We start from the raw sequence: 13,636 nt of genomic DNA, 5'->3' as shown, positions 1-13,636 counted from the left end.
ACCACTTGCGCTTCAGATCTCTCGTCAGCGGGAGGCGAATTCTACAGCGTTACACGCTGCTGTCAACACCTCTTTTTCAACTTCCTTTTGGCTTCGATGAACTGAAGCACTTGCTGCCGAAACCTACATAACTCATTGAATCTCAAGGAGTTTTCCGTTTCGACTGCGCCGGAAGTGGGGCGAATTATAGACATCTAGAATTCGCCGTCAACCCCTATTTGCAGCTTTACTCGGATTTCAGCGTAATCCGTGCAAATGCCTTCTTGCCTGCCTGGCAAACGTGAGTCGCGCCCAGTACATATATAAAGGAGCGATCAACCACCTCACCATCAACACGCACACCACCGGACGCCAACAGGTCGCGCGCCGCTGCAGAGTTCTTCACCAGACCTGCCTTATTAAGAACAGCGGCGATCGGCATGTCTTCAGCAGAAGTCAGCTCGATCTCTGGCAGGTCATCCGGCAGCTCGCCATCCTTCATGCGATTGCCCGCCGCGCGATGAGCATTGGCCGCAGCCTCTTCACCGTGGAAGCGCGCAACGATTTCTTCAGCCAGCTTGATTTTGACGTCACGCGGATTGGCGCCTGCTTCTACATCAGCACGCAGCGCATTGATCTCGTCCATCGAGCGGAAGCTAAGCAACTCGAAGTAACGCCACATCAATGCATCCGGGATCGAAACCAGTTTGCTGTACATGACGCCCGGCGCTTCCTGAATACCGACGTAGTTGCCCAACGACTTGGACATCTTCTTCACGCCATCCAGACCTTCAAGCAGCGGCATGGTCAGAATGCATTGAGCTTCCTGACCGTAACCACGCTGAAGCTCGCGCCCCATCAGCAAGTTGAACTTCTGATCGGTGCCGCCCAACTCAACGTCCGCACGCAAGGCCACCGAGTCGTAACCCTGAACCAGCGGATAGAGGAACTCGTGAATAGCGATCGGTTGATTGGTGGTGTAGCGCTTGTCGAAGTCATCGCGCTCAAGCATGCGAGCAACGGTGTACTGCGAAGTCAAACGAATGAAGTCCGCCGGCCCCATCTGATCCATCCAGGTGGAGTTGAAAGCAACTTCGGTTTTCGCTGGATCGAGAATCTTGAACACCTGAGCCTTATAAGTCTCGGCGTTTTCCAGGACTTGCTCACGGGTCAACGGTGGGCGCGTGGCGCTCTTGCCGCTCGGATCACCGATCATCCCGGTGAAGTCACCTATAAGAAAGATCACCTGATGCCCCAGTTCCTGGAACTGGCGCAGCTTGTTAATAAGCACCGTGTGACCCAAATGCAGATCCGGAGCGGTCGGATCGAAACCAGCCTTGATACGCAGCGGTTGGCCGCGCTTGAGCTTCTCGATCAGCTCGGACTCGACCAATAGTTCTTCCGCACCACGTTTAATCAGCGCTAGCTGCTCTTCAACCGACTTCATAACAGACCCGCAAGGCTCAGATTCAAAGGGAACCAACCATACAAGATCGTGCACCAATTACAAGTTTTGCCCGGCGCACGGACACCAATCCACAAACGCGCTGTCTGTAGACTTGCTTAAGAGATGATTTGGTTATATTTTATACAGTTATTTCATCTTCATCATGTCATTCATCTTTTCCAATTCATCATATTTCAAAGTCAAAACTACTTATGACCACAGAACCGTCTAAAGCGCCTCCGCTTTACCCGAAGACCCACCTGCTCGCTGCAAGTGGAATCGCTGCCCTTCTCAGTCTGGCGCTCCTGGTATTCCCTTCCAGTGATGTTGAAGCCAAAAAGACGACCCTGAGTCTTGAACTGGAAAGTCCTGCTGAACAACTGACACAAGATCAAGACGCTGCTGACGCCGCTCAAGCCACAAATGAGCCTGTCAGCTCGCCATTTGCACAGATCGAAAACACCGACGAAACTGCCCCGCAAACCGCTGAAACCGAGCCAGCACCTGCCCCGACTGCAGAGAAAGCCAAGGCTGCCAGCCATCGCGAAGTGGTCGTCGCCAAGGGCGATACGCTGTCCACTTTGTTTGAAAAGGTCGGTCTGCCCGCCGCTTCCGTTCACGAAGTATTGGCCAGCGATAAACAAGCCAAACAGTTCAGCCAACTTAAACACGGCCAGAAGCTCGAATTCGAATTGAACCCGGAAGGCCAACTGACCAGCCTGCACAGCAAGGTCAGCGACGTCGAAACCATTACCCTGACCAAGAATGACAAGGGTTATGCCTTCAATCGGGTTACCGCTAAACCCACCGTACGCACCGCTTACGTACACGGCGTGATCAACAGCTCGCTGTCCCAGTCCGCCGCCCGCGCTGGCCTCTCGCACAGCATGACCATGGACATGGCGAGCGTGTTTGGTTACGACGTCGACTTCGCTCAGGACATCCGTCAGGGCGATGAATTCGACGTGATCTATGAGCAAAAAGTGGTCAACGGCAAAGCCGTCGGCACTGGCCCGATCCTCTCTGCACGCTTTACCAACCGCGGCAAGACCTACACCGCCGTGCGTTACACCAACAAACAAGGCAACAGCAGCTACTACACCGCTGACGGCAACAGCATGCGCAAGGCGTTCATCCGTACGCCGGTAGACTTCGCCCGCATCAGCTCGAAGTTTTCCATGGGCCGCAAACACCCGATCCTCAACAAGATCCGCGCCCACAAAGGCGTCGACTACGCAGCACCACGCGGTACGCCTATCAAGGCTGCCGGCGACGGTAAAGTACTGCTGGCCGGCCGCCGCGGCGGTTACGGCAACACCGTGATCATCCAGCACGGCAACACTTACCGTACCCTTTACGGCCACATGCAAGGCTTCGCTAAGGGCGTGAAAACCGGCGGTACCGTCAAGCAGGGCCAGGTGATCGGCTATATCGGCACCACCGGCCTGTCCACTGGCCCGCACTTGCACTATGAGTTCCAGGTCAACGGCGTCCACGTCGATCCGCTGGGCCAGAAGCTGCCAATGGCTGACCCGATCGCCAAAGCCGAGCGTGCTCGCTTCCTCGCGCAGAGCCAACCGCTGATGGCGCGCATGGATCAAGAGAAAGCCACCATGCTGGCTTCGAGCAAGCGTTAAGCCATGGCCCTTTATATCGGTGTGATGTCCGGAACCAGCCTCGACGGCCTGGACATTGCTCTGATTGAGCAGACCTCGGCGATCAAACTGATCGCCACGCACTACATTCCCATGCCTGAATCCCTGCGCGCCGAGCTGCTTGGCTTGTGCGCCAGCGGCCCCGACGAAATCGCCCGTTCGGCGATTGCCCAGCAACACTGGGTGAAGCTCGCCGCGCAGGGTATTCATACCCTCCTCGACCTGCAGCAACTCAAACCCGAAGCCATTCGTGCGATCGGCAGCCACGGCCAGACCATTCGCCACGAACCGGCGCGCGGCTTCACGGTGCAGATCGGCAACCCTGCCCTGCTCACCGAGTTGACCGGCATTACCGTGGTCAGCGACTTCCGCAGCCGCGATGTCGCTGCCGGCGGCCAGGGTGCGCCGCTGGTTCCGGCCTTCCATGAAGCTTTGTTCGAAGAGCGTACCGGTAACCAGGCAGTCTTGAATGTCGGCGGTTTCAGCAATCTGAGTCTGATAGAGCCGACCAAGCCTGTAGCCGGTTTCGACTGTGGCCCTGGGAATGTTCTGATGGACGCCTGGATTCAGCAGCAGCGCGGTGAAAACTACGACCGTAATGGCGACTGGGCGAGATCAGGTGCTGTTGAGCCAACCCTGTTGCAGGCGCTGCTCAGCGATCCATTCTTCGTCACCAAAGGCCCGAAAAGCACCGGTCGCGAAGTGTTCAACCTGCCTTGGCTGGAGCAACACTTGTCACGGTTGCCGGCCTTCGCTGCGGAAAACGTGCAGGCCACGCTGCTTGAACTGACTGCGCTGACCATCATCGAGTCGCTGCAAAGCGCTCAGTCCGACACCCAAGAGTTGTTGGTCTGTGGCGGTGGCGCGCATAACGCCACATTGATGAAGCGCTTGGCCGCCCTGCTGCCTAACGCAACCGTAGCCAGCACTGCCACTCACGGCGTCGATCCGGACTGGGTCGAAGCCATGGCCTTCGCCTGGCTCGCTCATTGCTGCCTCGAAGGCATCGCCGCCAACCGCCCAAGCGTCACCGGCGCGCGCGGTCTTCGCGTCTTGGGCGCCATCTACCCGGCCTGATCAAACCGCACACAGCAAAACGCCGCAGAACCGAAAGGCTCTGCGGCGTTTTGTTATCTGAAACGAAGAGGCGTCAGATCGAGAACGAAGAGCCGCAACCACAGGTCGTGGTGGCGTTCGGGTTCTTGATCACGAAGCGCGAACCTTCCAGACCTTCCTGGTAATCCACTTCAGCACCGGCCAGGTACTGGAAGCTCATCGGATCAACCACCAGACTCACACCTTCGCGCTCGACGATGGTGTCGTCCTCGGCCACGTCTTCATCGAAGGTGAAACCGTATTGAAACCCTGAACAACCGCCGCCCGTAACGAATACGCGCAGCTTCAAGCGATCATTCCCCTCTTCATCGACCAGGCTCTTCACCTTGTGCGCGGCACCGTGGGTGAATTGCAAAGCCGTGGGGGTGAAGGATTCGACGCTCATGCTGACTATCTCCCGGCGTTACGCCGCCATAATGCGTGATGACGCGCATTATCCGCTTCTCCTAGAAAATCGGTCAACTATTAGAGGAGCAGCGGCAAGATTCAAGCTGCGAGCTTCACGCTTGCGGCTCACAACTTGAAGCTTGTAGCTGCCCTTATGGCAGCATACCGGCATGGGACAGGCCGAAGCGCTCGTCCAGACCGAACAGGATGTTCATGTTCTGCACTGCCTGACCCGACGCACCTTTGACCAGATTGTCGATCACCGACAACACCACGACGAGGTCGCCATCCTGCGGACGGTGAACCGCAATGCGGCAAACGTTGGCGCCACGCACGCTGCGGGTTTCCGGATGACTACCGGCTGGCATCACATCGACGAACGGTTCGTTGGCATAACGCTTTTCGAACAGCGCCTGCAGATCCACCGAACGATCAACCACGGTCGCGTAGAGCGTGGAGTGAATACCACGAATCATCGGCGTCAGGTGCGGAACGAAGGTCAGCCCCACGTCCTTGCCCGCTGCGCGACGCAGACCCTGGCGAATTTCCGGCAAGTGACGGTGACCTTTTACCGCGTACGCCTTCATGCTTTCCGACGTCTCGGAGTACAACGAGCCTACAGCTGCACCGCGACCGGCGCCGCTGACACCGGATTTGCAGTCGGCGATCAGACGCGAAGTATCGGCCAGACCGGCTTCAAGCAAAGGCAGGAAACCCAGCTGCGTCGCAGTCGGATAGCAACCCGGCACCGCGATCAGACGAGCTTTCTTGATCTGTTCGCGATTGACTTCCGGCAGACCGTAAACCGCTTCGTCCAGCAGTTCAGGCGCGCCGTGCGGCTGGCCGTACCACTTGGCCCACTCTTCCGCGTCTTGCAGACGGAAGTCCGCCGACAGGTCGATGACCTTGGTGCCCGCTGCCAGCAGTTCGCCCGCCAGTGCGTGAGCCACACCGTGCGGCGTGGCGAAGAACACCACATCGCAAGCGCCGAGGGTTTTGATGTCCGGCACGCTGAAGGCCAAGCCGTCGTAGTGGCCGCGCAGGTTCGGGTACATATCAGCCACGGCCAGACCGGCCTCGGATCGGGAAGTGATCACAACCACTTCTGCCTGCGGATGCTGTGCCAACAGACGCAGCAATTCGACACCGGTGTAACCCGTGCCGCCGACGATACCGACCTTGACCATAACCTGCCCTCAAAGAACCCACTGGAAAGCCGTCGATAATAGGGGCCGCGCGGCCCTGCGACAACCGTCAAGGTGACGTGCGGACGCTCAAGCCTCTACTATCCGGGTACCGTGAACCTGGAATAACTAAAAATGCTCTATTTATGGATAAAAGCTTTTCACATTGTCAGCGTCGTTTGCTGGTTTGCCGGACTGTTCTACTTGCCGCGACTGTTCGTGTATCACGCGCAAAGCGAAGACACGATCAGCAAAGAACGCTTCAGCGTCATGGAGCGCAAGTTGTACCGCGGCATCATGGGCCCGGCGATGATTGCCACGCTGATCTTCGGCGGCTGGCTGATCTACCTCAATCCGAGCATCTTCAGCATGGGCGGCTGGATTCACGCCAAACTGACTCTGGTCGTTTTGCTGATCGGCTACCACCACATGTGCGGCGCGCAGGTAAAACGTTTTGACCGTGGCGAAAACACCCGCAGCCATGTCTTTTATCGCTGGTTCAATGAAGTGCCGGTTCTGATATTGCTGGCTATTGTAATTCTGGTCGTGGTCAAGCCGTTCTAACTTCAACAAGAACAGATCTCTGGGGTATTCATCATGTCGCTGCCCGCTTTGCTCGAACAACGTCTGCGTCTGCCCGTAGTGGCGGCGCCGATGTTTCTGATTTCCAACCCTGAGTTGGTGCTCGCCTGCTGCCGTAATGGCGTAGTCGGCAGTTTTCCGGCCTTGAACCAACGCGAAAGCAGCGGCTTCAAAGCGTGGCTGGAACAGATCGAAGCGGGCCTTGCGACACTGGAGAACCCCGCGCCCTACGCAGTGAACCTGATCGTACACAGCAGCAATCCGCGCTTGCAGGCGGATCTGAACATCTGCGTCGAACACAAAGTGCCGATCGTCATCACCAGCCTCGGCGCGGTGAAAGAGTTGGTCGACGCGGTACACAGTTATGGTGGCCTGGTCTTCCATGACGTCACCACGCGCCGGCATGCCGAGAAAGCGGCCGAGGCCGGGGTCGATGGTTTGATCGCGGTCGCGGCCGGCGCCGGGGGCCATGCCGGTACCTGGAGCCCGTTTGCGCTGATCGCCGAGATCCGTGAGTTCTTCGACAAGACGCTATTGCTTGCAGGATGTTTGAACCACGGCCATGAGATTCTCGCCGCACAGCTGCTCGGCGCGGATTTGGCCTACTTCGGTACGCGATTTATCGGCACCACTGAAAGTCATGCGCCTGACGCTTACAAGGAGATGCTCCTGACAGCCAAGGCTGCGGACATCATTCATACTCCAGCGGTGTCAGGGGTTCCGGCCAGCTTCATGCGCCAGAGCCTGCAAGCCGCCGGTTTCGATACGGCTGCCCTGCAAGGCAAGGGCGAAGTGAATTTTGGCGACAAGCTCAAGCCGATCAATGACGAGGCCAAGGCCTGGAAGACCGTATGGTCTGCCGGTCAAGGTGTCGGGCAGATCGATGACCTGCCGAGTGTCGATCAGTTGATCGCACGACTCGACGCCGAGTATCGTCAGGCGCAGGAGCGCGCTGCACAGCTACCGCTACGCTGGCCTCGCCAATAAAAACAGGCCAGTCGCCCGTTGACTGGCCTTACACTGCTGACCCTCAATCATTCGCGACAAGGATGCCTCGGCCATGAGCGAACCCCGTTACAAGATCGTTTTCGACGGTGCTCTACAGCCCGGTGTCGATATCACGACCGCCAAACTCAATCTGGCGAATCTATTCAAAAGCGATGTGGCCGCAATTGAGCGTCTCTTCAATGGCAGTGTCGTCGCCCTCAAACGCGATCTTTCCCACAGCGATGCGCAGACGTACCTCCAAGCGCTGAACAAAACCGGGATTGATGCGCGCATTGAAAATGAAACCGCCATCGAGCTGAACCTCAATGACGTCCACGAGCATGCCCCCGCCGTGGCCGAACCTGACTCTCCTTATGCACCGCCACGTGCCAGCGTCGGCGAAAGTCTGCCGGCCTTCGCAACGCTCAAGCCGTTTGGGGTCGAAGGCCGGATCGGTCGTCTGCGTTTTCTTGCCTGGACAATGGTGCTCGGCTTGGTGACGCTGCCGATCGTGGGTGTGTTCGCACTGATCGCCTTGGGGCTGGTCAGCGGCGAATCGACCACTGGCTTGATCATCGGCGGGATTCTCGCCTTCTTTTTGTTCCTCGGCTTTTTCATCGTCAGCATTCTGTTCAGCGTTCAGCGCCTGCACGATATCGGCTGGTCGGGCTGGCTCTGGTTGCTCAACCTGGTGCCGGTGGTGGGCAGTTTCTTCCCGCTGGTGATTATGGTCGTGCCGGGCAATACCGGCGCCAACCGCTACGGCCCGCCGCCGCCACCGAACAGCACAGCGGTCAAAGTGCTGTGCTCGTTGTGGATCGTGTTCTTCGCGTTGATCTTTGTCGGTGGAATATTCGGCGGGTTCTCGGCCGTCCAGGACGAATATGAAAGCAATCTGGAAAGCAGCTACCAAAGCGGTTCAGTGACCACCGATGAAATCGACGTCGAGGTCGAACCTGCAGCGAATTCCGCCGACGAGGCAGCCGAACCGGCGCAGGCCCCTGTAGACTCTGCGAAAGAATGAACAGCGCTCCCCGCCGTGACACCCGCGTCGCCGGCGCGGAGCTGTTGCGATGGAGAATTGCATGACCCGTTACGCTCTGATCACCGGCGCCTCCAGCGGCATCGGCCTGGCCATGGCCGAAGCTCTGGCCCGGCGCGGCCGCAGCCTGATTCTGGTGGCTCGACAGCGTGATCAGCTGGAAAGCATTGCGATCGAACTGACCCAGCGCTTCGGCGTCGAAGTGTTGTTCCGCGCCTGCGATCTCGGCGAGCCGTTGCGCTTGTCCGGTTTTCTGCTGGAACTGGAAGAAGGCGATCGGCAGATTGATTTGCTGGTGAACTGTGCGGGTATCGGCACTTGCGGCCCGTTCCTCGCGCAGGACTGGATGACCGAGCAGGATCTGATCGAGGTGAACATCCTCGCCCTCACCCGCCTCTGCCATGCGATCGGTAACAGCATGGCACTGCAAGGTGGCGGGCAGATTCTCAACGTCGCTTCGGTGGCGGCGTTCAATCCCGGCCCGTGGATGAGCACTTACTTCGCCAGCAAGGCTTATGTGCTGCACTTTTCCGAAGCGCTGCGGGTCGAGCTGAAAAAGTGCGCGGTCAAGGTCTCGGTACTCTGCCCCGGCCCGACCCGCACGGCATTTTTCCGTACCGCACAATTGAACACGGAAAAGCTCAACGCCAGCAACGTGCTGATGAGTCCCGAGGAAGTCGCGCTGTACACCGTGCGCGCCCTCGACAAGAACCGCGCGATCATCATTCCGGGGCGCCGCAACCGCTGGTTCGCGTTCCTGCCGCGACTGGGTTCGCGCTGGCTTAACCGCACGATTGTCGGCATGGTTAACAAAGCTTACTGCCCGCGCTGAAGCAGCATGATTCAACGCGGTACACTCGATTCAGCCCAAACAACGGAGAAAACAGCAGTGGATACTCTGTTCACCAAGATCATCAACCGGGAAATCCCGGCCAAGATCATTTACGAGGACGACCAGGTTCTGGCCTTCCACGACATCGCCCCTCAGGCGCCCGTGCATTTTCTGGTGATCCCGAAGAAACCGGTGCGCACCCTCAATGACCTGACCGAAGACGACAAGGCTTTGGCCGGGCACATCCTGTTCACTGCGCAGCGTCTGGCACTGGAACTGGGTTGCGAGGAAGGCTTCCGCGTGGTGATGAACTGCAATGAAAAAGGTGGCCAGACGGTTTACCACATTCATATGCATGTACTTGGTCAGCGCCAGATGAACTGGCCGCCGGGTTGAGGCAAGCCCCCTGTGGGAGCGAGCCTGCTCGCGAAGACGTCGGCACGCTCAACATTTCAGTGCCTGACACCACGCTTTCGCGAGCAGGCTCGCTCCCACAAAAAAGCATGACCGCGCAGCAAATGACCCAGCGCAAACCTTCCCCGGCCGATTCGGTTAAACTGGCCGCCGAGATTCTTCCCGGAGGTCAGCATGACTACCCAACGTCACTACTCGCCGATTGACCGTCTTCTGCTGCAAGCCGATGCCGCGATGCGTACCCTGCTGCCCTCCAGTGGCCAGCCGTACCGTCCGTCGCCAGCGATCTTGCAGCCGGACACGCAGATGAGCGACGAAGACACCCGCCACGTCGCCGGTCTGATGCGCATCAACCACACCGGTGAAGTCTGCGCCCAGGCGTTGTATCAAGGACAGGCGCTGACCGCCAAGTTGCCGCAAGTGCGCGCAGCCATGGAGCACGCGGCTGAAGAAGAGATTGATCATCTGGTCTGGTGCGAACAGCGCATTCACCAGTTGGGCAGCCATACCAGTGTGCTCAATCCGCTGTTTTACGGGATGTCGTTCGGGATTGGCGCGGTGGCCGGGTTGATCAGCGACAAAGTGAGTCTGGGCTTTGTGGCGGCTACCGAGCACCAGGTGTGTAAACACTTGAATGAACATCTGGAGCAATTGCCGGCGGAGGACGAGAAGTCCCGGGCGATTCTGGAGCAGATGCGTATTGATGAAGAGCATCATGCGGAGAGTGCGCTGGAGGCTGGAGGGTTTCGTTTTCCGGCGCCGGTGAAGTTCGGGATGAGTATTTTGGCTAAGGTGATGACCAAGAGTACTTATCGGATTTGAGAGATGTATTGCTATATAGGGCCCCTTCGCGAGCAGGCTCGCTCCTACAGGGGGCTTTGTTTCAGTAATAAAAAAGGCGACTGTCCTGAGACAGTCGCCTTTTTTTGTGTGCGGGAATCTTAGGTCGGCATGTTGCGCGCGTAGAAGATTTCCAGCATTTCGTGTTTCACCCGGTCGGTCACCTGAGCACGCTGCTCGGAGGACAGGCTGCTGGTCGCGTCGCCGAACAGATAGTTATCCAGTTCGAAGTTCTTCAGCAGCATTTTGGTGTGGAACAGGTTTTCCTGGTACACGTTCACGTCGGTCATCTGGTACGCGTCGCGAGTGTCTTCGGAGAGGTAGTTCTGGATCGAGTTGATCTCGTGGTCGATGAAGTGCTTGTTGCCTTCAACGTCACGGGTGAAGCCGCGCACACGATAATCCACAGTCACGATGTCCGAATCAAACTGGTGAATGAGGAAATTGAGCGCTTTCAGCGGTGAGATGACACCACACGTCGACACGTCGATGTCCACACGGAACGTGGCAATACCGTCGTCCGGATGAATTTCCGGATAGGTGTGCACCGTGATGTGGCTCTTGTCGAGGTGGGCCAGGATAATTTCGGGCAACGGGCCCGGCGATTCTTCGATCTGGCTGTCGGTCGGGGTGACCGGCTCTTCAGAGATCAGAATCGTGACGCTGGCGCCCTGGGGTTCATAGTCCTGACTCGCGATGTTCAGGATGTTGGCACCAATGATATCGACAACTTCCGTGAGGATCTGCGTCAGACGTTTCGCGTTGTACTCTTTATTGATGTACTCGACGTACGCCTGCTGGTCTTGCGGGGTTTCCGCATAGCAGATGTCATAGATGTTGAAGCTCAAGGTCTTTGTCAGGTTATTGAACCCGTGGAGCTTGAGTTTGCTTTTCACCGTTAAAAACTCTCTATGTATGCGGCGCAGCCGCGTGATCAAGCATGCCCGTCAAGTGCGAACAACGCACCTGCGTAGGACGGTTAACACCTCTTCGCGATGGCGATTTTGGTTATCTGTTCAGGCGGATGATCCGTCGGTTGACCGATCACTGCCCTGAAAAAAGTGGCGCATTATGCAGACGTCAGCGGGGGATCGCCAGAGTCTGCACTGCTTTTATGATAGTTGAATGTCGCTTCAACCGAGTTCGACGATTTCGTAATCGTGGGTGATGGCCACGCCAGCGGCGCCGAGCATGATCGAGGCCGAGCAATATTTCTCGGCGGACAGTTCGATCGCGCGTTTGACCTGGGCTTCTTTCAAGCCACGGCCCTTGACCACGAAATGCATGTGAATCTTGGTGAAGACCTTCGGATCTTCAGTCGCGCGCTCGGCTTCAAGAAAGGCTTCGCAGCTTTCCACGGCCTGGCGCGACTTCTTCAGAATGCTGACCACGTCGAAATTGCTGCAACCGCCCACACCGAGCAGGAGCATTTCCATCGGGCGAACACCCAGGTTACGACCACCGGCGTCCGGCGGACCGTCCATCACCACGACATGACCGCTGCCGGATTCGCCGAGGAACATGGCTTCGCCAGCCCATTGGATGCGTGCCTTCATCGCCAAGACTCCACTGTAGAAAAAAGGGTCGCCAGCTTAGCACGGGCATTGTGCCGCCAGCGCGCGTCGTTCCTAGGACGGATGCGTCTACGACGTAGGTAATTTCTCGAATTTGCGACGAAGTGTCTGTTAAGCTGGCGCCAATTCGCTGGCGCCCATGCCAGCTGTGCAGCGACCGCCTTCAGCGCCTCATAAAAAAACCAAACATCACCGTGCAGTCTTTTCGGGATACAACCATGGTTGCTATTACCCCCACACCCAAAATCAAGAACCTCGACAAGCTGCTGATGCATTGTCAGCGCCGTCGTCATGCGGCCAAGAGCAACATCATCTGCGCCGGCGACCGTTCCGATACGTTGTATTTCATCATCAAGGGTTCGGTGACGATCCTGATCGAAGATGACGACGGTCGCGAAATGATCATCGCCTACCTGAACGCCGGGGATTTCTTCGGTGAACTGGGTCTGTTCGAACAGGCCGGGCAGGAGCAAGAACGCAGCGCCTGGGTGCGCGCCAAGGTTGAATGCGAGATCGCGGAAATCAGCTACACCAAGTTCCGCGAATTATCGCAGCAAGACCCGGACATTCTTTACGTCCTCAGCGGACAAATCGCACAACGCCTGCGCAACACCACACGCAAGGTCGGCGATCTGGCGTTCTTTGATGTGACCGGTCGCGTAGCGCGTTGCCTGCTGGAGTTGTGCAAACAGCCAGACGCAATGACCCACCCGGACGGCATGCAGATCAAAGTGACGCGTCAGGAAATCGGAAGGATTGTCGGTTGTTCACGGGAGATGGTCGGTCGCGTGCTCAAGGATCTTGAGGAACGCAACCTGGTCGATGTGAAAGGCAAGACCATGGTGGTCTTCGGTACGCGCTAAACGTACATCTGCGCCAGCATCAGACGAAACAGCTCATCAAGACGCGCCAAGGCCTGTGGCGCGTTGAATTTCTCATGCAAAGCGATGTGGCTTTGCGCCCTCACCCGCTGCTCCAGGCCGCACGCTTCATTGAAGCGATTGACCGCTGCAACCATCGATTCGCGCTCGTCATCCATCAGCATCGCTCCGTGCACCAGACCGACCGGGCGCTGTCCGCCCTGACTCTGGCGCCAGCGCTGGGCGGTGCCGACCATTTTGCGACCGTCGAGATTGACGTTGAAACGACCGTCGCAGAATGCACCGTCGATTTCGCCTAACGATGACGTGCCGCCCAACTCATCGAGCAACTGACAGATCGGATCGCAGAGACGGCGATAGCCGGTTTCGATGCGGTTCAGATCGCCTTCGCTGCGCGGTGGTGCGTAAACCAACGCGATGTTGATGGTGGCGGCGGATTGCGGGACGGGTTCGCCGCCGGTTTCACGCAGCAGGACTGGCCAGCCTGCAGCAGCGGAGACTTCGCAGGCATGCTCGAATGCGGGCAGACGATTGAGGCGGCGTGGCATGACCAACGCGCGATCGCTGGGTTGCCAGAATAGAAGGCCGAATTCGGAGTCGCCGGCGCAGACCGAGGCCAGCAAGTCTTGCTCGGCTTTGAGGCCGGCTTCGATGGTCAGGGGGGTTGGCAGCGACATAACAGGCTCCGGCAACATAAGAATCTTCAGCGGTTTCGA

At 57.8% G+C, this 13,636-nt stretch carries 15 protein-coding genes; 9 read left to right on the top strand and 6 right to left on the bottom strand.

Annotation, left to right across the window (positions count from 1 at the left end; genetic code table 11):
* Positions 1-226: 226 nt before the first annotated feature.
* Positions 227-1,426, bottom strand: coding sequence for a tyrosine--tRNA ligase (tyrS, locus tag QMX93_RS19385; RefSeq protein ID WP_282357663.1), 1,200 nt, complete (start codon positions 1,424-1,426; stop codon positions 227-229).
* A 212-nt stretch (positions 1,427-1,638) separates the two neighbouring features.
* On the opposite strand from tyrS, the gene QMX93_RS19380 reads away from it, so the two are divergent.
* A complete protein-coding gene (locus QMX93_RS19380; protein WP_282357662.1) occupies positions 1,639-3,063 on the top strand; it encodes a peptidoglycan DD-metalloendopeptidase family protein in 1,425 nt (474 codons plus the stop codon).
* Between the two features lie 3 nt (positions 3,064-3,066).
* Complete coding sequence (locus QMX93_RS19375; protein WP_159814832.1) at positions 3,067-4,158, top strand: anhydro-N-acetylmuramic acid kinase; 1,092 nt, start codon at positions 3,067-3,069, stop codon at positions 4,156-4,158.
* Between the two features lie 73 nt (positions 4,159-4,231).
* Here the strand turns inward: QMX93_RS19375 and erpA are convergent, their stop codons facing one another.
* On the bottom strand, positions 4,232-4,582 hold the full coding sequence (gene erpA / locus QMX93_RS19370; RefSeq protein WP_008077999.1) for an iron-sulfur cluster insertion protein ErpA: 351 nt from the start codon (positions 4,580-4,582) through the stop codon (positions 4,232-4,234).
* 154 nt (positions 4,583-4,736) lie between these two features.
* A complete protein-coding gene (gene argC, locus QMX93_RS19365) occupies positions 4,737-5,771 on the bottom strand; it encodes an N-acetyl-gamma-glutamyl-phosphate reductase (protein ID WP_034155112.1) in 1,035 nt (344 codons plus the stop codon).
* Between the two features lie 132 nt (positions 5,772-5,903).
* Between argC and hemJ the strand changes: the two genes are divergently transcribed.
* From hemJ to coq7, 6 genes are all read left to right on the top strand, one after another.
* Positions 5,904-6,332: a protoporphyrinogen oxidase HemJ gene (gene hemJ, locus QMX93_RS19360; RefSeq protein WP_282357661.1), complete on the top strand. Its 429-nt coding sequence runs from the start codon at positions 5,904-5,906 to the stop codon at positions 6,330-6,332.
* Positions 6,333-6,365: 33 nt separating this feature from the next.
* Positions 6,366-7,337, top strand: coding sequence for a nitronate monooxygenase family protein (locus QMX93_RS19355; protein ID WP_282357660.1), 972 nt, complete (start codon positions 6,366-6,368; stop codon positions 7,335-7,337).
* Between the two features lie 73 nt (positions 7,338-7,410).
* Positions 7,411-8,361 (top strand): DUF805 domain-containing protein, encoded by a 951-nt coding sequence (locus tag QMX93_RS19350; protein WP_282357659.1) that lies wholly within the window; start codon positions 7,411-7,413, stop codon positions 8,359-8,361.
* 61 nt (positions 8,362-8,422) lie between these two features.
* Positions 8,423-9,211, top strand: a complete 789-nt coding sequence (locus QMX93_RS19345; protein ID WP_053124351.1) for an SDR family oxidoreductase — start codon at positions 8,423-8,425, stop codon at positions 9,209-9,211.
* A gap of 57 nt (positions 9,212-9,268) precedes the next feature.
* A complete protein-coding gene (locus tag QMX93_RS19340; RefSeq protein ID WP_003228789.1) occupies positions 9,269-9,607 on the top strand; it encodes a histidine triad nucleotide-binding protein in 339 nt (112 codons plus the stop codon).
* 192 nt (positions 9,608-9,799) lie between these two features.
* On the top strand, positions 9,800-10,447 hold the full coding sequence (coq7, locus tag QMX93_RS19335) for a 2-polyprenyl-3-methyl-6-methoxy-1,4-benzoquinone monooxygenase (RefSeq protein WP_053124355.1): 648 nt from the start codon (positions 9,800-9,802) through the stop codon (positions 10,445-10,447).
* A gap of 119 nt (positions 10,448-10,566) precedes the next feature.
* Here coq7 and speD read toward each other — a convergent pair whose 3' ends face one another.
* Complete coding sequence (speD, locus tag QMX93_RS19330) at positions 10,567-11,361, bottom strand: adenosylmethionine decarboxylase (protein ID WP_053124357.1); 795 nt, start codon at positions 11,359-11,361, stop codon at positions 10,567-10,569.
* A gap of 237 nt (positions 11,362-11,598) precedes the next feature.
* Positions 11,599-12,021, bottom strand: a complete 423-nt coding sequence (locus QMX93_RS19325) for an OsmC family protein (RefSeq protein WP_003228794.1) — start codon at positions 12,019-12,021, stop codon at positions 11,599-11,601.
* Between the two features lie 236 nt (positions 12,022-12,257).
* On the opposite strand from QMX93_RS19325, the gene crp reads away from it, so the two are divergent.
* Positions 12,258-12,902: a cAMP-activated global transcriptional regulator CRP gene (crp, locus tag QMX93_RS19320; protein WP_053124359.1), complete on the top strand. Its 645-nt coding sequence runs from the start codon at positions 12,258-12,260 to the stop codon at positions 12,900-12,902.
* Here the strand turns inward: crp and QMX93_RS19315 are convergent.
* Positions 12,899-13,597, bottom strand: a complete 699-nt coding sequence (locus tag QMX93_RS19315; RefSeq protein ID WP_282357658.1) for a lipoate--protein ligase family protein — start codon at positions 13,595-13,597, stop codon at positions 12,899-12,901. The genes crp and QMX93_RS19315 overlap by 4 nt on opposite strands.
* Positions 13,598-13,636: the final 39 nt, after the last annotated feature.

Origin of the sequence: Pseudomonas sp. PS01303 (assembly GCF_029959385.1) — a bacterium.
GTDB classification, from domain to species: Bacteria; Pseudomonadota; Gammaproteobacteria; order Pseudomonadales; family Pseudomonadaceae; genus Aquipseudomonas; species Aquipseudomonas rustica.
The sequence above is the reverse complement of the archived record's forward strand: the minus strand, read 5'-3'. Positions and strand labels throughout refer to the sequence as shown.

What these genes read in the sequence shown, in the direction of transcription:
- QMX93_RS19315 (WP_282357658.1), bottom strand. Translation starts at nt 13,597, where the DNA reads ATGTCGCTGCCAACCCCCCTGACCATCGAAGCCGGCCTCAAAGCCGAG.
- QMX93_RS19345 (WP_053124351.1), top strand. Translation starts at nt 8,423, where the DNA reads ATGACCCGTTACGCTCTGATCACCGGCGCCTCCAGCGGCATCGGCCTG.
- QMX93_RS19375 (WP_159814832.1), top strand. Translation starts at nt 3,067, where the DNA reads ATGGCCCTTTATATCGGTGTGATGTCCGGAACCAGCCTCGACGGCCTG.
- tyrS (WP_282357663.1), bottom strand. Translation starts at nt 1,426, where the DNA reads ATGAAGTCGGTTGAAGAGCAGCTAGCGCTGATTAAACGTGGTGCGGAA.
- crp (WP_053124359.1), top strand. Translation starts at nt 12,258, where the DNA reads ATGGTTGCTATTACCCCCACACCCAAAATCAAGAACCTCGACAAGCTG.
- QMX93_RS19355 (WP_282357660.1), top strand. Translation starts at nt 6,366, where the DNA reads ATGTCGCTGCCCGCTTTGCTCGAACAACGTCTGCGTCTGCCCGTAGTG.
- argC (WP_034155112.1), bottom strand. Translation starts at nt 5,771, where the DNA reads ATGGTCAAGGTCGGTATCGTCGGCGGCACGGGTTACACCGGTGTCGAA.
- QMX93_RS19350 (WP_282357659.1), top strand. Translation starts at nt 7,411, where the DNA reads ATGAGCGAACCCCGTTACAAGATCGTTTTCGACGGTGCTCTACAGCCC.
- coq7 (WP_053124355.1), top strand. Translation starts at nt 9,800, where the DNA reads ATGACTACCCAACGTCACTACTCGCCGATTGACCGTCTTCTGCTGCAA.
- erpA (WP_008077999.1), bottom strand. Translation starts at nt 4,582, where the DNA reads ATGAGCGTCGAATCCTTCACCCCCACGGCTTTGCAATTCACCCACGGT.
- QMX93_RS19380 (WP_282357662.1), top strand. Translation starts at nt 1,639, where the DNA reads ATGACCACAGAACCGTCTAAAGCGCCTCCGCTTTACCCGAAGACCCAC.
- hemJ (WP_282357661.1), top strand. Translation starts at nt 5,904, where the DNA reads ATGCTCTATTTATGGATAAAAGCTTTTCACATTGTCAGCGTCGTTTGC.
- QMX93_RS19325 (WP_003228794.1), bottom strand. Translation starts at nt 12,021, where the DNA reads ATGAAGGCACGCATCCAATGGGCTGGCGAAGCCATGTTCCTCGGCGAA.